A 20,719-nucleotide genomic window follows, 5' to 3' on the forward strand; every position below is an offset into this window, starting at 1 on the left:
TTGCGAGACAGCCCGGTCCGCCGTGAAATCTCGCGGATGGGCATCTTGTCCCGCAACGCCCAACGTCGAATGACGCTTAAAAATTCCATGTCGATCACTCCAATAACCCCCGACAAATCCCGTCAGGGGCAAGGTTCCACATGGGTCAGTTCTCAGTGACAATTTCGACTGCTGCCGGGTCAGTTCTCAGTGACATCCAACAGCGAGTCCCTTCGCACAACGTCTAAGCGGGTCACGGAAAAGAAAGCGCGAGAACGGATCAAAGAGCTGAAAGGCAAGGCCGAGCGAGGAGAGACTGACTGGCTCTTCCATGCGGGTTTTACCAGCTTTTACGACAGTCTCGATCACTTCGACGAGAATCACGGTTGGAGCGAACAGACCCGCATCAGATATCAGACCAGTCTGAGGCAGATCGGTCTGACGCTCATCGACGTTTTTGAAGAGCGCGGTGAAGATATCGAATTGGCAGGCGCTTGGGAAGTCGATCTGAAGACCGTCACCGAATTCGTCGCCATGCGGAAGGATCAAGGCGTGTCGGTCGCGACGATCAATCGAGATTTTACGGCGTTCAATCACCTAATGTCGCATATCAGGAACCTGGAGTGGATCGAAATGAACCCGGTTCTGCAATTCGAGAAACAAGGAATGAAAGAGAACTTGCCGGATATTGCCCTTCCGACCGAAGCAGCAATCCAAAAGCTGGGTCAGCGCGCACCCGGAACGCTGGCCTTTTTTCCTGGGTTTCTGGATGCGACCGGCGGCCGTGTCACCGAGCTATCGATGATCAAGTGGAGCGATTTGAACGGCATGGATCGTCCGGTCGAAGGGAACGTGACGCTGACCCTGCGACACACAAAGGGTCGCAAGGTTCGGACGATCACGCTTCGCCAGCAGGCCATCGATATCCTGACACAGATCCGGCGATCCAATCGCTCGCCTTACGTCTTCTGTAACAAGACCGAAGACGGCTTCTACCGTTCTGCCGCCAATCTGTTCGGGGACTATGCTCAGGAGACGGGCTTCGGAGCGCGGCTTCACGACATCCGACACAAGTTCGCCATCGAGCGGCTGAAGGAGGGCTGGTCTGTCTATTGCGTGCAGCGCTACATCGGACACGGGTCGGTGAAGACGACCGAGCGATATTACTTCCGCTATCTGTCCCAGGAGCAACAGGAGGTCGCCAACGCCGATGGCAACGTCGGCCTCTGAGACAATCTCATCGTGGCAGATGAGAGGCCCCGCCCGAAACGGCGGGGCTTTGTCGTTTGGAACCGTTCGAACCCGTAGCCACCGATCATAATTCCGCGCTCTGACGGCATAGTCGGCTCGTGCGGAGACGCAAAAAGACGGCATACTATGCCGTGTCTGCTACTGACCGAGGCCAAGCACCCGTCAGGGCGCTGGCGCATAAATTGTCTGATTTCAGGAGCTTATGGCGGAGAGACAGGGATTCGAACCCTGGGTGGGCTTGCACCCACAACGGTTTTCGAGACCGCCCCGTTCGACCACTCCGGCACCTCTCCGCGGGGGTCTTGGTGGGGCGGCGTTTAGTGGGGTGGGGCGGCGCGCGCAAGCGATTTCTTCGGACCATGCCCCGCCCGTATCGGCGGGTGGGCTTGGCAGCCGGTCGCGTGAAACCTACGTTAACCTGATGCGTGTGATGAACCGTCATGCCCCCCGGCCCGGAGCCCTTGCCATGTCGACCCGATATCTCGTCCCCCTTCTGCTGGTGCTGGCCCCTCCCGCGCTGGCCGCGCCCAGTGCCGCGACCCAGGCCCTGTTCGACGCGCTGCGCCTGGGCGACGTGATCGCGATCATGCGCCAAGAGGGCGTCGAATACGGGGCCGACCTCGAGGCCGAGATGTTCCCCGGCGATGGCGGGCCCGCTTGGGCGGCCGCGGTGGATACCATCTATGACGCCGCCGCCATGGAGCGCGGCATCCTCGACGGGCTCGATACCCGGCTCGAAGACGACGACGCGGAAGAACTGGCCGATTTCTTCACCTCCGAGCCCGGCCAGACCATCGTCGACCTCGAGATCGAAGCCCGCCGCGCCATGCGCGACAGCGACGTCGAAGAGGCCGCCGAGGAACGCGCCATGCAGATGCGCCAGGACGGCTCCGAGCGGATGGACCTGATCGAGGACTTCATCGCCGCCAACGGCCTGATCGAGCAGAACATAGCGGGCGCGCTCAATTCGAACTTCGCCTTCTACCGCGGCCTGGACGAGGGCAACGCCTTCGAGGTGCCGATGACCGAGGACCAGATGATCATGGATGTCTGGGCGCAAGAGCCCGAGATCCGCGACGATACCGAGCAATGGGTCTACGGCTACCTGACGCTGGCCTACCAGCCCCTGAGCGACGGCGACCTGGAAGCCTATATCGCGCTGTCGCAGACCGATGCGGGCCAGGCGCTGAACGACGCGCTGTTCGCCGCGTTCGACGTGGTTTACAGCGATATCTCGCGCCAGCTTGGCGCGCGCGCAGCGGATTTCATGCAGGGCGAGGATATTTGACCCGCCGCACCGCTTGACAGGCGGGCCGATCCCAAGGATACACCGCCGACCTGCGGACGGGGCGACTCGGGACCCGCGGGCTATGACATGACGCCCTGACCGGGGCGCGCCGTCCGAGGCGGGGAAACCCGAAACACCCGGTATCCGGGGGCCACAGGACGCGGAGCAGAAGGAAGACGATATGTTCGCGGTTCTGAAAACCGGCGGCAAGCAATACAAGGTCCAGTCGGGCGATGTCCTGCGCGTGGAAAAGCTTGCGGCGAATGCTGGCGAAAAAATCCAGTTCAACGAAATCCTGATGATCGGTTCGACCGTCGGCACGCCGCTCGTGCAAGGTGCCGGCGTCCAGGCCGAGGTGATCGAGCAGATCAAGGGCGAAAAGGTCATCCACTTCGTCAAGCGCCGCCGTAAGCACGGCTCGAAGCGCACGAAGGGCCATCGCCAGCAACTGACGCTGCTGCGCATCGGCGACATCCTCGAGTCGGGCGCCGACAAGTCCGGCGTCAAGGAAGCGATCGGCGCGGGCATCGCGGGCTTCAAGGGCGTCGCGGCCGACAAGGGCGACTACGTCCAGAACCGCTCTGGCCAGTCCGAGATGAAGAAGCGCGTCGAGGAAGGCGAGGCCAAGGAAAAGGTCGCCGCCAAGACCGCTAAGGCTGACGACGGTGCGACCGCCAAGCCCGGGAACCTGCTGACCGAACCCCGCGACGGCGCGGCGGACGATCTCAAGACGCTGAACGGCGTGGGCCCGGCGATGGAAAAGAAGATGAACGCCGCGGGCGTCTATCACTTCGACCAGATCGCCGCCTGGACCGAGGCCGAGATCGACTACATGGCGGACCAGATCGGCGCCGGCGGCAAGCTGGCCGACTGGGTCGCCGAAGCGAAGACCCTGTAAGGAGGATCGACAGATGGCACACAAGAAAGCAGGCGGTTCATCCCGCAACGGTCGCGACTCTGCCGGGCGTCGGCTGGGCGTGAAGCTCTTCGGCGGTCAGGAAGCGATCGCGGGCAACATCATCGTGCGCCAGCGCGGCACCAAGTGGTGGCCGGGCGATGGCGTGGGACTGGGCCGGGATCACACGATCTTCGCCACCGTCGACGGTCGCGTGACCTTCCACAAGGGCCTGAAGGGCCGCACCTTCATTTCGGTGCTGCCTGAAGCCGAAGCCGCCGAGTAAGCCGCGCTTCTTCACGTTCTTCGGGGGACCGGCCGCGCAGGCTGGTCCCCTTCGCGTTTCCGGAGAAGGGATTGCGTGATTTACTGTGGTTTTCATGTATCGGACCGGCGGGCATGAGCGTCTCGGCGCTCAGCTTTGCCGTGTTCGCCGCCAGCCAGGTGGGAACGCCCGGACCTGCCAACATGGCGCTTCTGGCGACGGGGGCCGCGCATGGGCTGCGGCGCGCGCTGCCCTTCGTGGGCGGTGTGGTGCTGGGCAAGCAGCTGATCATCTGGCCCATCGGCTTCGGCCTGATGGGGGTGGCGGCGCAGGTGCCGTGGCTCTTTGCGGCGCTGAAATGGGCCTCGGCCGCCTACATCTGCTGGCTCGCCTGGCGCGTGGCTGGCATGAAGCTGCAGCCCGGCGACGCCGCGGGCGACGCGCCGGGTTTCGCCGCCGGGCTGGCCGTCCACCCGCTCAATCCGAAGGCCTGGGCGATGATCGCCACCGGCTTCACCAGCTTCACCGCGCCCGGCACACCGCTTTTGCAGGCGACGGCGACCGTCGCCGTCATCCTGCTGGCCATGCAGCTGCTCCTGCACCCGGTCTGGGCGGGCGCGGGCCAGCTCATCGCACGCACGGTCGCGGGCACGCGGGCGGAACGCACGCTGATGGTCACGCTGGCGCTTCTGACGGTGGCGAGCGTCTTTTACGCGATTTGGGGAACATCATGACCGAACAGATCCCGATCCGCACCGAGCGGTTGCTGATCCGGCCCGTCGTCATGGCCGATCTGGGCCTTCTCGAACTGCACCGTGCCGACCCGCGCGTGGCCCGCGCCACCCAGACCGTGCCGCATCCGCTGCCCCCCGGCGCGACCGAGGCGATGATCCGTCGCGCCCACGATCCCGCCCGCATCGAAGATATCTGGATCATCGACGCCACCCCCTGCGGCGGCGCGTCGGTCAGCGGCGTGATCCGGCTGAAACGGCTGGACCGCGCCCAATCCGACATCCGTTACTGGGTCGCGCCCGACGCCTGGGGCTACCATATCGCGTCCGAAGCGGTGATGGCCATCGTGACCCACAACCCGCACTTCGCCGCGACGCTGTTTGCCGAAGTGTTCCAGGACAACCCGGCCTCGGCCCGGGTGCTGACCAACGCGGGCTTCCAGTGGCTGGGCGACGCCGAGACGTTCTCGGTGGCCCGCAACGCGCTGGTGCCCACCTGGACCTACACCCGCAGAATGGTGTGACCCGTGGCCCGCGTGGCCACCACCATCCGCACCGCGCGGCTGCTGCTGCGCCCGCTCGACCCCGGTGACGCCGACGCCCTCGCGGCGGGGATCGGCAATTACAACGTGGTGCGCTGGCTCGCCGCGCCGCCCTATCCCTACGGCGTCGACGATGCGGCCGCGTTCATCGCCGCGACGCTGGGGCAGGGCGATCCGGTCTGGGCCATCACCGACGCGGACGGGCTACGCGGTGTCATCGGCATCGACCCCGAGCTTGGCTTCTGGCTGGCCCGCGACGCCTGGGGCCAAGGCTACGCGACCGAGGCGGGCGACGCGGCGATCGACGCCTGGTTCCGCGGCACCCGCGCCGACCGCCTGCAGGGCAGCCATTTCGAAGGCAACGACGCCTCGGCCCGCGCGTTGCGGAAGATGGGTTTCGTGGATGCCGGGCCGCGCCTGGTCCATTCGCTGCCGCTGCGCCAGGACGTGCGGGCCCGCGCGATGCTGCTGACGCGCGACCGCTGGACCGCGCGCCGCAGCTACAGGCTGCGCACGCGCCGATTGTCGTTGCGCGAACTGCAAGATGCCGACTGGCGCGCGCTGCAGCGCATCGGCCATGCGGCACCAATGTCCGAGGCCGCCGCGAAATCCATGCTGCAGGCCTTCCGATACCGCGGACGTCCGGGCTTTCTCGCAGCGGTGCGCCGCTGGGGCCGCACGATCGGCTTTGCGGGCCTGCAAGATACGCCCGGCCGGGCGCACCCCTCGCTCACCTGGACCTTCGATCCCTCCCTCCGCGGCCGCGGCTTCGGGCCCGAGGCCCTCGGCGCGCTGCTCGAAGACGCCTTCCCGCGGTTCGAGCTCGATGCCGTCGAGGCCGAACGGGCCGCCCATGACCCAGAACGGGACGAGATCCTGCGCCAGCTCGGATTCGTCCAGATCGGGCCCGACACGCGCACGGATCCCGCGCCGCTTGAGCCTTCGCCCATTGTGATCTATCGGCTGGACCGTCCCAATTTGAAAGCGCCGCGATGAAATTCCTCGATCTTGCCAAGGTGCATATCCGCTCGGGCGCGGGCGGGGGCGGCGCGATCTCGTTCCGGCGCGAGAAATACATCGAATACGGCGGACCCGATGGCGGCGACGGCGGCGCGGGCGGCGACGTGGTGGTCGAGGTCGTGGACGGCCTGAACACGCTGATCGACTTCCGCTACCAGCAGCATTTCTTCGCCAAGAACGGCCAGCACGGCATGGGCAAGCAGCGCACCGGCGCCGATGGCGACGACATCGTGCTGCGCGTGCCCGTGGGCACCGAGATCCTGGACGAGGATCAGGAAACCGTCATCGCCGACCTGACCGAAGTGGGCCAACGCGTGACGCTCGCCAAGGGCGGCAATGGCGGCTGGGGCAACCTGCATTTCAAATCCTCCACCAACCAGGCCCCGCGCCGCGCCAATCCCGGCCAGCCGGGCATCGAGCGCACGATCTGGCTGCGGCTGAAGCTGATCGCCGATGCGGGCCTTCTCGGCCTGCCCAATGCGGGCAAATCCACCTTCCTGGCCGCGACCTCCAACGCGCGGCCCAAGATCGCCGATTATCCCTTCACCACGCTGCACCCGAACCTGGGCGTCGTGGGCGTGGACGGGGCCGAGTTCGTGATGGCCGACATTCCCGGCCTGATCGCGGGCGCGCATGAGGGCAAGGGGATCGGCGACCGGTTCCTGGGCCACGTGGAGCGGTGCTCGGTCCTGCTGCACCTGGTGGACGCCACCAGCGACGACGTGGCGGGCGACTGGCGCACCATCATCGACGAGCTCGAAGCCTATGGCGGCGTGCTGGCGACCAAGCCGCGGGTCACCGCCCTGAACAAGGTCGACGCACTCGACGACGACGAACGGGCCGAAAGGCGCGCCGAGCTCGAAGCGGTGGCGGGGCCGGTCATGCTCATGTCCGGGGTCAGCGGCGAAGGACTGACCGAGGTGCTGCGCGCGGTGCGGGCCCAGATCTCGCAGGACAAGCTGCGCCAACGCAAGGCCGACGAGGAGCCGGAACCGTGGCGGCCGTGACACCGTCGCTGGCGCAGGCGCGGCGGCTGGTGGTCAAGATCGGCTCGGCGCTGCTGGTGGACCGCGGCACGGGCGATCTGCGCGCGGGCTGGCTTCGGGCGCTGGCCCGGGACGTGGCGCGGCTGAAGGCGCGGGGCACGGACGTGGTGCTGGTGTCGTCGGGCTCGATCGCGCTGGGGCGCGGGGCCTTGGGCCTCGGCGACGGCGCGCTGCCGCTGGAACGCGCGCAGGCCGCCGCCGCGGTGGGCCAGATCCGCCTGGCCCGCGCCTACGAGGAAGTGCTGGCCCCCCACGGGCTGGTCGCCGCACAGATCCTGGTGACGCTGGAAGACAGCGCCGACCGGCGACGCTATCTCAACACCCGCGCGACGCTGGGCACGTTGCTGGGTCTTGGCGCGGTGCCCATCGTCAACGAAAACGACACCGTCGCCACCGATGAGATCCGTTTCGGCGACAACGACCGGCTGGCCGCGCAGATGGCCGTGACCGTGGGCGCCGACCAGCTGGTGCTGCTGTCGGACGTGGACGGGCTTTACACCGCCAACCCGCAGACCGACCCGGACGCGCAGCACCTTCCGGTGATCGACGCCATCACGCCCGACATCGCAGCCATGGCGGGCGAGGCCGCGTCGCACCTGTCGAAGGGCGGGATGCGGACCAAGCTGATGGCCGCGCGCACCGCCACGGGGGCGGGCTGCGCCATGGCGATCACGTTAGGTGCGGGCGACAACCCGCTGAATGCGCTGGAAAACGGCGCGCGCTGCACCTGGTTCCTGCCGGGCACCGATCCCCAGGCCGCGCGCAAGGCGTGGATCGCGGCGATGAAGCCGCAAGGCGTCCTGGTCGTCGACGCGGGTGCGGCGCGGGCGCTTTCCTCCGGCAAATCGCTGCTGCCCGCCGGTGTCACCGGGGTCGAGGGCGAATTCGGCCGCGGCGATCCGGTGGCCATCATCGGGCCGGACGGCGCGGCGCTCGGCCACGGCCTTGCGCGCTATACCGGCGACGAGGCGCGCGCCATCGCGGGCCGCCGTTCCGGTGACATCGAAGCCGTGCTAGGCTATCCCGGTCGCGCGGCGCTGATCCACCGCGACGACATGGCTGTGTAAGGACCAGGACATGAAGGACATGGACGATATCCCGGCCCTGATGGCCGAGATCGGCACCCGGGCCCGCGCGGCGGCCGCGAAACTCGCCCTGGCCTCGTCCGGGGCCAAGCGCGCCGCAATCGAAGCCGCGGCCGACGCGCTTATGGCCGCCAGGGACGACGTGATCGCAGCCAACGTGCAGGACATGGCCTACGGGCGCGACAAGGGCCTGAGCCCCGCCATGCTCGACCGGCTCATGCTGGACGACGCGCGGGTGGCGGGCATCGCCGACAGCCTGCGCGCCGTGGCGGCGCAGGACGATCCCGTGGGCGCCGTGCTGGCCGAGTGGGACATGCCGTCGGGGCTGTCCATCCAGCGGGTGCGCACGCCGCTGGGCGTGATCGGCGTGATCTACGAATCGCGGCCCAACGTGACGGCGGATGCGGGCGCGCTGTGCCTGAAATCCGGCAACGCCGTGATCCTGCGGGGCGGCTCCGAATCGTTCCATTCGAGCCGCGCGATCCATGCCCGCCTGGTCGAAGGACTGCACAAGGCGGGCCTGCCCGAAGACGCGATCCAGCTGGTGCCCACCCGCGACCGCGCGGCGGTCAGCGAAATGCTGGGCATGACCGGCGTGATCGACGTCATCGTGCCGCGCGGCGGCAAGGGTCTGGTGGGACTGGTCCAGCGCGAAGCGCGGGTCCCGGTCTTCGCGCATCTCGAAGGCATCGTGCATATCTACCTCGACCGCGACGCGGACCCCGAGATGGCGCTGAAGATCGTGCTGAACGCCAAGACACGGCGCACGGGCATCTGCGGCTCGGCCGAGTGCCTGCTGATCCACCGCGACATCGAGGACACGATCGGGCAGGGCGTGATCCGGGCGCTGCTGGATGCGGGCGTCGAGGTGCGCGGCGACGCGCGACTGGCGGGCATCGACGGCGTCGTCGCGGCGTCCGACGACGATTGGGGCCGCGAATACCTGGACAAGATCATCGCCGCACGCGTCGTGGACGACATGGACCAGGCGATGGCGCATATCGCGCGCTACGGCTCGGACCACACCGATTGCATCATCACCGATGACGCCGACACCGCGGCGCGCTTCCTGAACGAGGTCGACAGCGCCATCGTCATGCACAATGCCTCCACCCAATTCGCCGACGGGGGCGAATTCGGCATGGGCGCCGAGATCGGCATCGCCACCGGTCGGCTGCACGCGCGCGGCCCGGTGGGCGCCGATCAGCTGACCAGCTTCAAGTACAAGGTCCGCGGGCAGGGCAACATCCGGAACTAGGCGCTCAGGCGTGGATGTCGATCCGGGTGTCGCCGGTCACGACCTCGATCCTGCGGCCGATATCGGTCGCGGCCTGGCGGGCCAGCGGGAAGTGGATGTCGGACGCCAGCGGCATCGGCAGGTCCGCCCTGGACATATGCGCCCACAGCTCCGGCGTCTGGCGCAGGCGCGGCGCTTCGGCCGAGATGTGCAGCGTGTCGCCCGTCGCATCCACGGCGATCGCGCCGCCATAGGGCAGGGCCGTTTCGCAGCAGAGCAGCAGAAGGAAAACCAGCCGCGCCAAATCCCGCGGCATGTCGGCGGGCGGATCCCACGCGATGTCCAGCTTGCGCGCCGACGAGATCGGCGCCAGCACGGACTGAACCTCGCTCCGGGCGATGTGCTGCTCGGGGCTGGGCGCGCCGAACGCGACGCGGAACAGCCGGATGCGGGCATTCGCGTGCTCGACGCTTTCGCTGATCAGCGACAATTCGGGGCTGTCGCCCAGTCCCGACATCTGCAAAAGCTCGACACCGTTGCCAATCGCTCCCAGGGGTGAGATCAGGTCGTGACAGATGCGCGATCCGAGCAATGCCGACAGGCGGGTATCAACCATGTTCATGGACGCATCCTTGCATCGTTAACCGGAGGTCTCGAGATGTCGGACATGAATGCGCTGCTCGAGCCGGGAATGATCGTGCGCCATCCCGACCAGCCCGATTGGGGCGACGGCCAGGTGCAGTCGAATATCGGCGGCAAGGTCACCGTCATGTTCCAACACGTGGGGAAAGTGGTCATAGATGGCCGCAAGGTGGATCTGGTCCCCGTTTTCTGACGCTTTGCATTCTATGCGCGCCCAAGTGGCCCAAAGCTATCCCCCAGAAGGTTAACGATCTGTAAACATGCGGACGGGGCGGCTTGTCATGGCGTGGACCGACCCATAAAACTGCCGCGCCCCATCCGGAAGCCCCCCCGTGCCGTTCATGCTTCAGCCGAACTTCAAGATCTCTCTCGCCTGCGACGACGCGGACCTGCGCGAAGCGCAGCGGCTGCGATTCGACGTGTTCGTCGACGAACTGGGCGGCGACGGTCCCCTGGTCGATCACCACGCCCGGCTGGAGCGCGACGCGTTCGACCCCCATGCCGACCACCTGATCCTGCGCGATCTGAACCGGCCACCGGGCGCGCAGGTCGTCGGCGCCTATCGGCTCTTGCGCGGCGACGCGGCAGAACGGGCGGGCGGCTTTTACAGCGCGCGCGAATTCGACCTGGCCCGCCTGCAGCACTCGGGTCGCTCGCTGCTGGAACTGGGGCGCTCCTGCGTTCACAGCGACTATCGCGGCGGCACGGCGATGCTCGAGCTCTGGTCGGGCCTTGCCGACTACGTCACCCGCCACGGCATCGAGCTGCTGTTCGGCGTCGCGTCCTTTCACGGCACCGACCTGGACGCGCTGGCGCCGCCGCTGTCGATCCTGCACCACCGGCACCTGGCACCCCCCGACCTGCGCGTGCGCGCCGCAGGCCCGCAAGCCGTGGCGATGGACCGCGTTCCCGTCGAGACGCTGGACCGCGTGGCCGCGATGCGGGCGGTGCCGTCCCTGATCAAAAGCTACCTGCGCCTGGGCGGCTTCGTGGGGCAGGGCGCCTGGGTCGACCAGGCCTTCCGCACCACCGATGTCTGCCTGATCCTCGACACCGCCCGGATGAGCGCGGGGCGCACCGATCGGATCGCACGGGGCCGCGGATGACCACCTGGCACGGCCCTCCGCCCCCGAACCGGCCCGCGCTCGATCTTGCGGCGCGGCTTCGGATCGGAGTGCGCCTCGTCCCGCTCGCGATCCTGATCTTCGGCGGGCTTGCCCTGCTGCTGATCTGTCGCCTGATCGAACGGCCCTTCTACGGTCTGCGGCGCCCGGTCACGCCGCGCATCACGCAGACCGTCTGTCGCGGGGCGCTCGGGCTGGTGGGGCTGCGGCTCGACATCGCGGGCCGCCCGATGACGGGCACCGGTGCGATGGTGGCCAACCATTCGTCCTGGCTGGATATCTTCGCGCTGAATGCCTGCGCGCCGGTCTATTTCGTCTCCAAGGACGAAGTCGCGGACTGGCCCGGCATCGGCTGGCTGGCGCGGGCGACGGGCACCATCTTCATTCGCCGCAATCCGCGCGACTCGCGGGCCCAGCGCTACGTTCTTGCCCAGCGCCTGCGCGCGGGTCACCGGCTGCTGTTCTTCCCCGAAGGCACGTCGACCGATGGCCGCCGCGTGCTGCCCTTCAAAACGACCCTGTTCGCGGCCTTCTTCGACGACGACCTGCGCGACAGGATGCAGGTCCAGCCCGTCGCCCTGCGCTACCATGCCCCCCAGGGCGCGGATCCGGCGGTCTATGCGTGGTGGGGCGACATGGCGTTCGGCCCCCATCTGATCGGCGTGCTCGCGCTGCCTTTGCGGGGCCGCGTCCAGGTGACATTCCACGACCCGCTGGCCGTCGCGGCGTTTTCCGATCGCAAATCGCTGGCGCGCGCGGCCGAGACCCGCGTGCGCGGCGCTGAGCTGTCAGAGTAGCGCGGCCAGCTCGGACAACCGCCCAGCGGGATCGTCGTGGCGCCAGATCTCGTCGCCCAGGGAAATGAAATCCGTGATTTCCGAAAGGCTTGCGATCGTTTCTTCAACCAGTCCGCCTTCGGCCACCACGGGCAGCTCGATCACTTCGGACCACCAGGCGAACAGGTCTGGATCGGCCAGGACCTCGGCCCCGGCACCCGCGCCGCCGAGCGGGCCGAAGGTGATGTAATCGGCCCCCGCTTCGCCCGCGGTGATGGCGTCGTGGCGGGTATTTCCGCAGAAGGCGCCCACGATGGCGTCGCCGCCCAGGGCCTTCCGGGCCGCGCGCACGTTGCGCGCGCCGTCGGCCAGGTGAACCCCGTCCAGGCCCGCGCGCTGCGACAGCTCCCAGTGGTCGCGCAGCACCAGCGCCACGTCGCGCGGCTCGGTGACCGCGCGCACCGCGTCGGCGGCGCGCAGGATCGTGTCCTCGTCGCGGGTCGCGAGGTCCAGGCGGGCGCAGGCCACGGCTTCGGCATCGAGCACACGGGCAAGCATGTCGGGAAAGCTGCTCAGCTCGATCTGCGGCGGCGTGATCAGGTAGATCTGCGGGCGGTCGTCGGCCATCTTTGGTCTTTCGGTCTTGGCATATATCCGCGGCTATAACGCGGGCCGCGGCGTTTGACCACGCATCCCGCGCGCCCTAAGACGCGGGGCATGAGCGATCATCGTCCCGACACGCCCGCCTGCATCCTGGTGCGCCCGCAACTGGGCGAAAACATCGGGGCGGCGGCGCGCGCCATGCTGAATTTCGGCTGGCACGACATGCGCCTTGTCGCGCCGCGCGACGGCTGGCCGAACCCGCGGGCCACGGCGCTGGCCTCGGGGGCGCGCGACGTGCTCGAGCGCGCGCGCCTGGCCGACACGCTGGCAGAGGCGGCCGGGGATTGCCACTTCACCTTCGCCACGACCGCCCGCACCCGCGACATGAGCAAGCCCGTCTTCACCCCCGAGACGGCCGTGGCCGAAGCGCGGGCACGGATGGCGGCGGGGCAACGGGTGGGCTTCGTCTTCGGGCCGGAACGGGCCGGGCTGGAGAACGACGACATCGCGCAGGCCAGCGCCATCGTGACGGTGCCGGTGAACCCCGGTTTCGCGTCCTTGAACCTGGCGCAATGCGTGCTGCTCGTGGCCTACGAATGGATGCGCCAGGGCGATGCGGCCGTGCGCCAAGCGCCGGTGCCCGCGTCGGCCAGCGTGGCCGAGGTCACCCAATGGGCGACCCATCTGGAACACGAGCTGGACGCCGCGGGCTTCTTCTTTCCGCCCGCCAAGGCGCCGCACATGAAGCGGTCGCTGCGCAACCTGTGGTCGCGGATGCCGCTCGAGCAACGCGACATCCAGATCCTGCACGGCGCCCTGCGGCAATTGGTGCGGGGCAAGGCCGGGGGTGGCTGACTTGCGGGCACCGGCCCGGACGCATAGCTTGCCGCCAACACGCGAGGAACGATCATGAACACCAAGAAACGGTCGATTTTCGAAGAGGTTGGCGAGACCGCGAAGCCCGCGACCGCCCCCAAGGGCGGCATGATCGACGCGCGGCCCCGCGGCGCGCGCAAGGCCGTGCGGGCCTGGCTGATGGTCCTGTTCGCGCTGGTGGTCGTGATGATCGCCGTGGGTGGTCTGACCCGGCTGACCGACAGCGGGCTTGCGATCACCGAATGGGCGCCCGTGACGGGCGCCGTGCCGCCGCTGAGCGCCGAGGATTGGGAAGCCGAGTTCGAGCTCTACCGCCAGATCCCCGAATACCAGTTGCAGAACAAGGGCATGACCCTTTCCGAGTTCAAGACGATCTACTGGTGGGAATGGGGCCACCGGCAACTGGGCCGGGTGATCGGGCTGGTCTGGGCGGTCGGCTTCGTGGGCTTCCTGGTCGCCCGCAAGATCCCGCCGGGCTGGACCGGTCGGCTGATCGGCATCGGCGCGCTTGGCGGTCTGCAAGGCGCGATCGGGTGGTGGATGGTCAGCTCAGGGCTGGACGGGACCATGCTGGACGTGGCGTCCTACCGGCTGGCCACGCATCTGGGGCTGGCCTTCGTGATCTTGGGCCTGATCGCGTGGTGGGTCTTCACCCTGGGCCGGTCCGAGGCCGAGCTTCTCCAGGCCCGCCGCGCGCGCGAGCCACGGCTGATGAGCCTGGGCGGCTGGCTGGTCGGGCTGGCCTTCGTGCAGATCCTGCTGGGCGCGCTGGTCGCGGGCATCGACGCGGGCCGCGGCTACACCGACTGGCCGCTGATGGCCGGGGGCTTCCTGCCGCCGGGTGCGTTCGAGATCCAGCCGCTCTGGCGCAACTTCTTCGAGAATGACGGGCTGGTGCAGTTCATGCACCGGATGGCGGGATACGTGCTGCTGGTATTCGGAATCTTCGTGTTCTTCCGGGCGCGCCGATCGTCCTTCACCGCCACGCGCGGTGCCTATGGCGCCATGCTGGGGATGCTGTTTCTTCAGATGCTGCTGGGCATCGTGACGGTCATGTATTCCGCGCCCGCCCATATCGCGATCTTCCACCAGTTCGGCGCGGTGGTGCTGTGGGTGCTGATCCTGCGCGCGCGGCACCAGACGGCCTATCCGCGGTCGCAATCCGTCCGGGGTGCGGCGGCGTGACTGCCTATGACGCGCTGATGGCGCACCAGCGCGAGCTGGCGGCGCTGGAACAGGTGTCGGGCAGGCTGGGCTGGGACCAGGAAACCATGATGCCGCGCGGCGCCGCCGAGCAGCGGGGCGAGGAGATGGCGGCCATGTCGGGCGTGCTGCACGCGCGCCGGACTGATCCGCGCATCGGCGACTGGCTGGACGCGGCGGAGCCCGCAGACGAGGTTGCGCGCGCGCAGTTGCGCGAAGTGCGGCGCGCGTTCGAGCGGACGTGCCGTGTGCCCGCGGGCCTGGCCGCCGAGATCGCGCGGGTCACGTCGATCGCGCAGGGCCAATGGGCCGAGGCGCGGGCGAACGAGGCTCCGGCCGACTTCCTTCCCGTCTTGGACCGCGTGCTGGCGCTGCGCCGCGAGGAAGCGCAGTGCCTGGCCGACGGGGGCGATCCCTACGACGCGCTTCTGGACGCCTACGAGCCGGGGGCGACGGCGGCCACGCTGGACCAGATGTTCGGCGCGTTGCGGCCGCGCCTTGTGGCCTTGCGCGACCGGGCCCTGGGCGCCGCGCGGCAGCCCGCGACGCTGCAGGGCACGTTCGATCCGGCCGACCAGCTCGAGATCAGCCGCGACCTGGCGGCCGCCTTCGGCTATGACTTCCGGCGCGGACGGATCGACCGGGCGGTGCATCCGTTCAGCTCGGGCTCGGGCGATGACGTGCGGATCACGACGCGCACCGTGGCGCATGACCCGTTCAACTGCTTCTACTCGACCATCCACGAGGTCGGCCACGCCACCTACGAGCAGAACGTGGATCCCGCGCTGGCGCTGAGCCCACTGGGGCGGGGCGTGTCCATGGGCGTCCACGAATCCCAATCGCGCATCTACGAAAACCAGCTGGGCCGCGGTGCGGCCTTCACCGGCTGGCTGCACGGCCGGATGGAAGGCGCGTTCGGCGACCTCGGCATGGACGCCGACGGCTTCTACGGCGCGGTGAACCGGCTGCAGAAGGGTTATATCCGGACCGAGGCGGACGAGGTGCAATACAACCTGCACGTCCTGCTGCGCTTCGACCTGGAGCGCGCGCTGATCGGCGGAACGCTTGCCGTCGCCGACATGGAAGAGGCCTGGAACGCACGGTTCCTGCGCGATTTCGGCTACGCGGTGGACACGCCGTCCAACGGATTCCTGCAGGACGTGCATTGGGCGGTGGGGCTGTTCGGCTATTTCCCGACCTACACGCTGGGCAATGTCTATGCCGGGTGTCTGTACCGCGCGCTGACGGCGGCGGTGCCGCAGATCGACCGGTCGCTGGCATCGGGCGACGCCACCCCCGCGACCGACTGGCTGCGCGACAGCCTGCAACGCTTCGGCGGTCAGTTCCCGCCGCGCGAGCTGATCGAGCGGGCGACGGGGCAGGCGCCCACGGAAGCGCCGCTATTGGATTACCTGGACGCCAAGTTCGCGGAGATCTACGGGCTCTAGTCCCAGTGGCCCCGCGCGCGCATCACGTCGCGCAGCACCTGCGGGCGGTCGGTCATCAGGCCGTGGACGCCCATGTCCAGCAGCGCTTCCATCTGCGCCGCCTCGTCGATGGTCCAGACATGGATCTGGCAGCCTTTCTTGTCGGCCACGCGCACGAGGTTGGGGGTGACGACCGGGATGCCCTTCCAGTGGGTGGGCACCTGCAGGCAGGGCGGGAACCGCGCGGGCAGGTGCAGGTGCGAGGCGAGATAGACCGCCGAGACGCCGCCCATGGCGGGCGACCAGCACAAATCGTCGCCCAGCCGCAGCCGCAGCGCGTAGGTGCGGGACGACCGGAACGACGCGGCGCAGATCCGGTCGACGGCATTCGCGGCCAGCACGGCGTCGCCGATGGGCCGCACCGCGTCGTCGGTCTTGGCGTCGAGGTTCAGCTTGAGCCGCGGGAAGCTGCCCAGCACCTCGTCCAGCCGGGCGACGCGGCCGCCGCCCGAAAGCTCCATGCGCGACAGTTCGTCCCAGCTGAGATCCGAGATCGTGCCGCGGCGACCCAGAAGCCGGTCGGTGCGGTCGTCGTGGAACAGCACCGCCACCCGGTCCGAGGTCGACTGGATATCGGTTTCCAGATGCGTGAACCCCATGGCCGCGGCGCGTTCGACCGCCTCGATGCTGTTCTCGGCGCAACCCTCGGCGGCGCCGCGATGGGCGAAGGCGATGGGGCCGGGGGCGTCGAGATAGGCGAAGCGATGGGCCATCAGAGCGGCCGGATTTTCAGCTTCGTGATGCGGTTGTCGTTGCGCTCGATCACCTCGAAGCGGAAATCGTGGAAGCTGAAGACCTGGCCTTCCACGGGGATCGTCTGCGCCTCGTGGATGACGAGCCCGGCGATGGTGTTGGCCTCGTCGTCGGGCAGCGACCAGTCGGCGGCGCGGTTGAGGTCGCGGATCGTCATGCCGCCGTCGACGATATAGTCGCCGTCATCGGTGCGCTTCAGCGACTGGTCTTCGTCCAGGTCGAACTCGTCGGTGATCTCGCCCACGATTTCTTCCAGGATATCCTCGAGCGTGATGAGGCCCTGGAGCGTGCCGTATTCGTCCACCACCAGCGCGAAATGGGTGTGACGGTGCAAGAACTGACGCATCTGGTCGTCCAGGGTCGACGTCTCGGGCGTGAAATAGGGCACCATCGCCACCTCGGTGATGTCGAACCCGTCAAAGGCGTTCTCGGCACCGCCCGCGGCCAGCCTGCGTGCATAGAGCGCGCGCAAAAGGTCCTTGGCGTGGATGACGCCCAGGATGTTCTCTTGCTTGTCGCGGTAGATCGGCAGGCGGGTATGCGGGCTTTCCAGGCATTGCTGCAGGATCTCGGATGCGGGCTTGTCGGCATCGACCATTTCGATCTTCGAGCGGTGCAGCATGATCTCTTCGACCGTGCGCTCGCTCAGGTCCAGCGCGCCAAGGATGCGGTCACGCTCTTCCTTTTCCACCGCGCCTTCGGAATGGCCCAGGTTCAGCGCGCCCTCGATTTCCTCGCGGATGGCCAGGATGTGGCTGTCTGGGTCGGTCTGCACGCCGAAGAGCCGCAGGATGGCGCGCACCAGGGCGCGCACGGCGCCGACCACCGGCGAAAAGACGCGGATCACGATGGCGATGGGGGCCGACACGCCGGCGGCGGCGGTTTCGGCGTTGGTGATGGCGTAGGTCTTGGGCAGGACTTCCGCGAAGATCAGCACCAGAAGCGTCATCACCAGCGTCGCCAGCGCCACGCCGGATTCGCCGAAGAGCCGGGTAAACAGCGCGGTGGCCAGCGACGTCGCCAGGATGTTGACCAGGTTGTTGCCCAGCAGGACCGACCCGATCAGGCGCTCGTTGTCCTCGGTGATCTTCAGCGCGCGTTCGGCGCCCTTCGATCCCTTGTCCGCCTGCGCGCGCAGCTTGCCCCGCGAGGCCGCCGTCAGGGCGGTTTCCGAGCCCGAGAAGAAGCCCGAGCAGATCAGCAGGGCAAGGATCGCGGAAGTGGTCAGCCAGAATGCGGCGTCGAACATGTCGAATGGGCTTTGCTTGATTGGGTCAGGGACAGGTTATGGGGTGCTGCGGGCGCGGCATCAAGGCTTGGTCTGCGCCAGCGGATGATGGTCGAGCACCAGTTCCTGCAGCCGCGCGTCCAGGATGTGGGTGTAGATCTCGGTCGTCGCGACATCGGCATGGCCCAGAAGCGCCTGGATCGCCATCAGGTCGGCCCCGCCCGCCAGCAGATGCGTGGCGAAGGCGTGGCGCAGGGTGTGGGGCGTGACCTGTGCCGGGTCGATTCCGGCCGCGACCGCCAGTTCCTTGATCAGGACGTAGAAACGGTGGCGCGTCAGGTGGCCCGATTTACCGCGCGACGGGAACAGGAATTTCGACCCCGGCGCGCCCTTGGACTGGGCGTCCTGGTCCGCGCGGTCGCGCTCGGCCAGCCAGACCGCCAGCGCGTCGCGGGCCGGGCCCGACAGCGGCACCATGCGCTCGCGCCCGCCCTTGCCGGTGATGAGCAGCATCCGCGGGTCGCCCCGCGCGGCGGCGGCGGGCAGCGAGACGAGCTCGCTGACGCGCATTCCGGTGGCGTAGAGCAGTTCGGTCAGGCACGTGTTGCGCAACCGGTCCAGCTTGGTGCGGCCGGTTTGCCGCGCGGCGTCGAGCAGCCGCTCGACCTGCGCGACCTCCAGCGTCTTGGGCAGGCGGCGCGCGCGGCCCGGCCCCTTGATCTGGATCGCGGGATGGTCGTCGCGCCAGCCTTCTTCCACGGCGAAGCGGTAGAGCTGCTTGATGGCCGACAGGCGGCGCGCGCGGGTGGACACGGCAAGCCCCTGCGCGTCGCAATGCACCAGGTAATCTTCCACGTGGGCGCGCGAGGCGGCCAGGAAATCGGCGTCGCGGTCCTTCAGCCACCCCGCGAAATCGCGCAGGTCGCGCGCGTAGGCGAGCTGCGTGTTGGTGGCCGCGTCCAGCTCGGCGGCCTGGGCGTCGAGGAACGTGGCGATCTGGCGCTCCATGCTCATGCGGGCGGCTCGAGGATGGCGATCTCGATGGCGGCGCGGCGGGCGCGCTCGGGCTGACCCGCGGCGCGCATCAGCGCCAGGCCGTGACGCAGGGCGTCGAGATTGCCGGTCGCGCCCTGGTCGAGCAGGTCGATGGCGTCCAGGAGGGCGATGCCGATGCGCCCCTCGTCGATCATCGCGACCGAGGCGGCGGGCATGTCTTCCGTGTTCAGCCCGTCGGCGATGGCCACCTGCAGGGGCGTTTCGGCCACGGTGTCCAGCGCGCTTGCATCGTGCAGGGCGGTCAGGAACGGCGGCAGCGGCGAGACCGGGTCGCGCCCGTCGATCAGCGCCATTTCGGCGGCGATCCGGCTGGCATCGCCGGTCAGCGGCAGTCGGCCCAGCGCCCCGGCGTGCTGCCGGGCCAGGGCCTGCCCCAGATCCGCGTCGCGCAGGGCGGCCCAGGCAAGCGGCAGCGCGGAGCTGACGGCGCCGGGATCCCCGGTCTCGAGCGCGCGATCCAGGCGTTGAACGGCGTCGACCCGGTCCCACACCCCGCCCGAGGCGGCGGGCAGGCGTTCGCCGTAAACCTCCCACAACCTGCGCGCGGGAATGGCGCCCGCGCGCGTCAGGCGTTCGGCGGCTTCGATGCGGGCCTTCCAGCCCGTGATCGGGCGCAGATCGGCATGGGCGAAGGCCAGCGGCAGGGACGCGGTGCGCAACGGTTCGCCCACCGCGCCGTAGATCGCGAAATCCAGCGGCGTCGGCCTGGAGGGCGGCGGCAGGGTCGGCGTATCGGCCAGGTCGTCGAGAAACAGGCGCAGCCTTTCTGCGGCGGCGGCGTCGATGACGTCCAGCGATGTCGCGGTCTCGAGCGTCAGCGCGGCCGCGGGCCAGTCGCCGCCGCGCGCCAGGCAGAAGACGCGGGCCGTGTAGGTGGGCGTGATCTCGGGCAGGCGGCGCATCGCCGAACAGCCAGCGTTTTCCTGACCCGTCAGCAGCGCGATGTCGAACCAGCGGCGGAAGTTGCGGGGCTTTTCGCGCCCGGCCAGGTCCAGAAGCGTCCGGGCCGGATCGACGGCGCCCACGGCCAGCAGGCCGTCGATGCGCGCCAGGAACGCAAGCTGGGCGTCGTCCGGGGATCCGGGCCAGTCCGTCTGGGCGGCCAGCAGGTCGTGCAGCAGGTCCTGGGTCGTGGCCAGGTGCGGCGGGCGCAACGTCCCCATGCGCGCCTGTAGTTCGGACAATTCGGTTGCAGACCAGGGGGCTTGCGGCAGATCGCGCGCGGCGGCCGGAAACAGACCCGGGGGGGCCGCGTCGAGATCCTCGAGCCGGGTGACGGTGATCGCCTCGGGCAGCGCGTTGTCGGTGACGGGCGGCTCGGGCGCGGACGGGGCCTCGGGGATCGGCATGGCGGCGGGAAGGGCCACGGAATCCGACAGCCAGTCGATGGCCGACAGCGGCGCGCCGCCTTGGGCGGTCGCGGATCCGGCGGTCAGAAACGCCAAGGGGATCAGCAGCTTACTGCGCATCCAGTGTCACGGGCACGGACTGTTGGGCGGCGTCGGGTCGCATGTCGCCCAGATAGGCGTATCCCGTCAGCCCGATGAAGGCGACGATTGCCAGGAAAACCAGCAGCTTGAGAAGTCTCAGCACGATGTCGGTCCCTTGGGTTGCCTGTCATCCCTCCGCGTC

23 protein-coding genes and 1 tRNA gene are annotated in these 20,719 nt (G+C 68.5%); 16 read left to right on the top strand and 8 right to left on the bottom strand.

Translation table 11 applies throughout. The features are described 5' to 3' along the window. The first annotated feature begins 189 nt into the window (after window positions 1-189). Window positions 190-1,209 carry a tyrosine-type recombinase/integrase gene (locus ILP92_RS18835; RefSeq protein ID WP_198916029.1) on the top strand — a complete coding sequence of 340 codons (1,020 nt, stop codon included), beginning with the start codon at window positions 190-192 and terminating at the stop codon, window positions 1,207-1,209. A 224-nt stretch (window positions 1,210-1,433) separates the two neighbouring features. Here the strand turns inward: ILP92_RS18835 and ILP92_RS08840 are convergent. After that, a tRNA-Ser gene (locus tag ILP92_RS08840) sits at window positions 1,434-1,523 on the bottom strand. Window positions 1,524-1,696: 173 nt separating this feature from the next. Between ILP92_RS08840 and ILP92_RS08845 the strand changes: the two genes are divergently transcribed. From ILP92_RS08845 to ILP92_RS08885, 9 genes are all read left to right on the top strand, one after another. Then, on the top strand, window positions 1,697-2,518 hold the full coding sequence (locus tag ILP92_RS08845; protein WP_198916030.1) for a DUF2059 domain-containing protein: 822 nt from the start codon (window positions 1,697-1,699) through the stop codon (window positions 2,516-2,518). Between the two features lie 181 nt (window positions 2,519-2,699). Further along, window positions 2,700-3,416, top strand: coding sequence for a 50S ribosomal protein L21 (locus tag ILP92_RS08850; RefSeq protein WP_198916031.1), 717 nt, complete (start codon window positions 2,700-2,702; stop codon window positions 3,414-3,416). 13 nt (window positions 3,417-3,429) lie between these two features. After that, window positions 3,430-3,699 carry a 50S ribosomal protein L27 gene (gene rpmA / locus ILP92_RS08855; protein ID WP_198916032.1) on the top strand — a complete coding sequence of 90 codons (270 nt, stop codon included), beginning with the start codon at window positions 3,430-3,432 and terminating at the stop codon, window positions 3,697-3,699. Between the two features lie 113 nt (window positions 3,700-3,812). After that, window positions 3,813-4,412: a LysE family translocator gene (locus ILP92_RS08860; RefSeq protein WP_198916033.1), complete on the top strand. Its 600-nt coding sequence runs from the start codon at window positions 3,813-3,815 to the stop codon at window positions 4,410-4,412. Further along, window positions 4,409-4,933, top strand: coding sequence for a GNAT family N-acetyltransferase (locus ILP92_RS08865; RefSeq protein WP_198916034.1), 525 nt, complete (start codon window positions 4,409-4,411; stop codon window positions 4,931-4,933). Before ILP92_RS08860 ends, ILP92_RS08865 begins: the two co-directional genes overlap by 4 nt. Window positions 4,934-4,936: 3 nt before the next feature. Then, window positions 4,937-5,947: a GNAT family N-acetyltransferase gene (locus ILP92_RS08870; RefSeq protein ID WP_198916035.1), complete on the top strand. Its 1,011-nt coding sequence runs from the start codon at window positions 4,937-4,939 to the stop codon at window positions 5,945-5,947. Beyond that, complete coding sequence (obgE, locus tag ILP92_RS08875; RefSeq protein ID WP_198916036.1) at window positions 5,944-6,978, top strand: GTPase ObgE; 1,035 nt, start codon at window positions 5,944-5,946, stop codon at window positions 6,976-6,978. The genes ILP92_RS08870 and obgE overlap by 4 nt, the downstream gene beginning before the upstream one ends. Further along, window positions 6,966-8,084 (top strand): glutamate 5-kinase, encoded by a 1,119-nt coding sequence (proB, locus tag ILP92_RS08880; RefSeq protein WP_198916037.1) that lies wholly within the window; start codon window positions 6,966-6,968, stop codon window positions 8,082-8,084. The genes obgE and proB overlap by 13 nt, the downstream gene beginning before the upstream one ends. Before the next feature lie 10 nt (window positions 8,085-8,094). Next, entirely contained in the window at window positions 8,095-9,360 is a 1,266-nt protein-coding gene (locus ILP92_RS08885) for a glutamate-5-semialdehyde dehydrogenase (protein ID WP_198916038.1), read from the top strand. Window positions 9,361-9,364: 4 nt separating this feature from the next. Here ILP92_RS08885 and ILP92_RS08890 read toward each other — a convergent pair whose 3' ends face one another. Continuing rightward, window positions 9,365-9,961: a histidine phosphotransferase family protein gene (locus ILP92_RS08890; RefSeq protein WP_198916039.1), complete on the bottom strand. Its 597-nt coding sequence runs from the start codon at window positions 9,959-9,961 to the stop codon at window positions 9,365-9,367. Window positions 9,962-9,997: 36 nt separating this feature from the next. On the opposite strand from ILP92_RS08890, the gene ILP92_RS08895 reads away from it, so the two are divergent. From ILP92_RS08895 to olsA, 3 genes are all read left to right on the top strand, one after another. Continuing rightward, window positions 9,998-10,174, top strand: a complete 177-nt coding sequence (locus ILP92_RS08895; protein ID WP_198916040.1) for a DUF3553 domain-containing protein — start codon at window positions 9,998-10,000, stop codon at window positions 10,172-10,174. 148 nt (window positions 10,175-10,322) lie between these two features. After that, a complete protein-coding gene (olsB, locus tag ILP92_RS08900; protein ID WP_198916271.1) occupies window positions 10,323-11,087 on the top strand; it encodes an L-ornithine N(alpha)-acyltransferase in 765 nt (254 codons plus the stop codon). Next, a complete protein-coding gene (olsA, locus tag ILP92_RS08905; RefSeq protein WP_198916041.1) occupies window positions 11,084-11,902 on the top strand; it encodes a lyso-ornithine lipid O-acyltransferase in 819 nt (272 codons plus the stop codon). The genes olsB and olsA overlap by 4 nt, the downstream gene beginning before the upstream one ends. On the opposite strand, the gene ILP92_RS08910 is transcribed toward olsA, so the two are convergent. Beyond that, complete coding sequence (locus tag ILP92_RS08910) at window positions 11,894-12,508, bottom strand: thiamine phosphate synthase (RefSeq protein WP_198916042.1); 615 nt, start codon at window positions 12,506-12,508, stop codon at window positions 11,894-11,896. The genes olsA and ILP92_RS08910 overlap by 9 nt on opposite strands. A 90-nt stretch (window positions 12,509-12,598) precedes the next feature. On the opposite strand from ILP92_RS08910, the gene ILP92_RS08915 reads away from it, so the two are divergent. Genes ILP92_RS08915 through ILP92_RS08925 form a run of 3 tightly spaced genes read left to right on the top strand, consistent with a single transcriptional unit; the run spans window position 12,599 to window position 16,011 of the window. Beyond that, window positions 12,599-13,339, top strand: a complete 741-nt coding sequence (locus ILP92_RS08915) for an RNA methyltransferase (RefSeq protein ID WP_198916043.1) — start codon at window positions 12,599-12,601, stop codon at window positions 13,337-13,339. A 54-nt stretch (window positions 13,340-13,393) separates the two neighbouring features. Further along, window positions 13,394-14,545, top strand: a complete 1,152-nt coding sequence (ctaA, locus tag ILP92_RS08920) for a heme A synthase (protein ID WP_198916044.1) — start codon at window positions 13,394-13,396, stop codon at window positions 14,543-14,545. Further along, window positions 14,542-16,011 (top strand): carboxypeptidase M32, encoded by a 1,470-nt coding sequence (locus tag ILP92_RS08925; protein WP_198916045.1) that lies wholly within the window; start codon window positions 14,542-14,544, stop codon window positions 16,009-16,011. The genes ctaA and ILP92_RS08925 overlap by 4 nt, the downstream gene beginning before the upstream one ends. Here the strand turns inward: ILP92_RS08925 and ILP92_RS08930 are convergent. The 5 genes from ILP92_RS08930 to ILP92_RS18710 are packed head-to-tail and all read right to left on the bottom strand — an operon-like array spanning window position 16,008 to window position 20,680. Further along, the gene (locus ILP92_RS08930; protein ID WP_198916046.1) at window positions 16,008-16,763 is read right to left on the bottom strand and encodes a glycerophosphodiester phosphodiesterase family protein; all 756 of its coding nucleotides are present in this window, start codon (window positions 16,761-16,763) and stop codon (window positions 16,008-16,010) included. The genes ILP92_RS08925 and ILP92_RS08930 overlap by 4 nt on opposite strands. Beyond that, a complete protein-coding gene (locus tag ILP92_RS08935) occupies window positions 16,763-18,052 on the bottom strand; it encodes an HlyC/CorC family transporter (RefSeq protein ID WP_198916047.1) in 1,290 nt (429 codons plus the stop codon). Before ILP92_RS08935 ends, ILP92_RS08930 begins: the two co-directional genes overlap by 1 nt. Window positions 18,053-18,112: 60 nt before the next feature. Further along, on the bottom strand, window positions 18,113-19,045 hold the full coding sequence (locus ILP92_RS08940) for a site-specific tyrosine recombinase XerD (protein WP_198916048.1): 933 nt from the start codon (window positions 19,043-19,045) through the stop codon (window positions 18,113-18,115). After that, window positions 19,042-20,556 (bottom strand): hypothetical protein, encoded by a 1,515-nt coding sequence (locus tag ILP92_RS08945; protein ID WP_198916049.1) that lies wholly within the window; start codon window positions 20,554-20,556, stop codon window positions 19,042-19,044. Before ILP92_RS08945 ends, ILP92_RS08940 begins: the two co-directional genes overlap by 4 nt. Next, entirely contained in the window at window positions 20,546-20,680 is a 135-nt protein-coding gene (locus tag ILP92_RS18710; protein WP_268968526.1) for a hypothetical protein, read from the bottom strand. The genes ILP92_RS08945 and ILP92_RS18710 overlap by 11 nt, the downstream gene beginning before the upstream one ends. Window positions 20,681-20,719 lie beyond the last annotated feature (39 nt).

It is taken from the genome of Palleronia pontilimi, from assembly GCF_016412875.1.
Taxonomy (GTDB): Bacteria; Pseudomonadota; Alphaproteobacteria; order Rhodobacterales; family Rhodobacteraceae; genus Palleronia; species Palleronia pontilimi.

What these genes read in the sequence shown, in the direction of transcription:
- ILP92_RS08845 (WP_198916030.1), top strand. Translation starts at nt 1,697, where the DNA reads ATGTCGACCCGATATCTCGTCCCCCTTCTGCTGGTGCTGGCCCCTCCC.
- ILP92_RS08850 (WP_198916031.1), top strand. Translation starts at nt 2,700, where the DNA reads ATGTTCGCGGTTCTGAAAACCGGCGGCAAGCAATACAAGGTCCAGTCG.
- rpmA (WP_198916032.1), top strand. Translation starts at nt 3,430, where the DNA reads ATGGCACACAAGAAAGCAGGCGGTTCATCCCGCAACGGTCGCGACTCT.
- ILP92_RS08860 (WP_198916033.1), top strand. Translation starts at nt 3,813, where the DNA reads ATGAGCGTCTCGGCGCTCAGCTTTGCCGTGTTCGCCGCCAGCCAGGTG.
- ILP92_RS08865 (WP_198916034.1), top strand. Translation starts at nt 4,409, where the DNA reads ATGACCGAACAGATCCCGATCCGCACCGAGCGGTTGCTGATCCGGCCC.
- obgE (WP_198916036.1), top strand. Translation starts at nt 5,944, where the DNA reads ATGAAATTCCTCGATCTTGCCAAGGTGCATATCCGCTCGGGCGCGGGC.
- ILP92_RS08885 (WP_198916038.1), top strand. Translation starts at nt 8,095, where the DNA reads ATGAAGGACATGGACGATATCCCGGCCCTGATGGCCGAGATCGGCACC.
- ILP92_RS08890 (WP_198916039.1), bottom strand. Translation starts at nt 9,961, where the DNA reads ATGAACATGGTTGATACCCGCCTGTCGGCATTGCTCGGATCGCGCATC.
- ILP92_RS08895 (WP_198916040.1), top strand. Translation starts at nt 9,998, where the DNA reads ATGTCGGACATGAATGCGCTGCTCGAGCCGGGAATGATCGTGCGCCAT.
- olsB (WP_198916271.1), top strand. Translation starts at nt 10,323, where the DNA reads ATGCTTCAGCCGAACTTCAAGATCTCTCTCGCCTGCGACGACGCGGAC.
- olsA (WP_198916041.1), top strand. Translation starts at nt 11,084, where the DNA reads ATGACCACCTGGCACGGCCCTCCGCCCCCGAACCGGCCCGCGCTCGAT.
- ILP92_RS08910 (WP_198916042.1), bottom strand. Translation starts at nt 12,508, where the DNA reads ATGGCCGACGACCGCCCGCAGATCTACCTGATCACGCCGCCGCAGATC.
- ILP92_RS08915 (WP_198916043.1), top strand. Translation starts at nt 12,599, where the DNA reads ATGAGCGATCATCGTCCCGACACGCCCGCCTGCATCCTGGTGCGCCCG.
- ctaA (WP_198916044.1), top strand. Translation starts at nt 13,394, where the DNA reads ATGAACACCAAGAAACGGTCGATTTTCGAAGAGGTTGGCGAGACCGCG.
- ILP92_RS08930 (WP_198916046.1), bottom strand. Translation starts at nt 16,763, where the DNA reads ATGGCCCATCGCTTCGCCTATCTCGACGCCCCCGGCCCCATCGCCTTC.
- ILP92_RS08935 (WP_198916047.1), bottom strand. Translation starts at nt 18,052, where the DNA reads ATGTTCGACGCCGCATTCTGGCTGACCACTTCCGCGATCCTTGCCCTG.
- ILP92_RS08940 (WP_198916048.1), bottom strand. Translation starts at nt 19,045, where the DNA reads ATGAGCATGGAGCGCCAGATCGCCACGTTCCTCGACGCCCAGGCCGCC.
- ILP92_RS08945 (WP_198916049.1), bottom strand. Translation starts at nt 20,556, where the DNA reads ATGCGCAGTAAGCTGCTGATCCCCTTGGCGTTTCTGACCGCCGGATCC.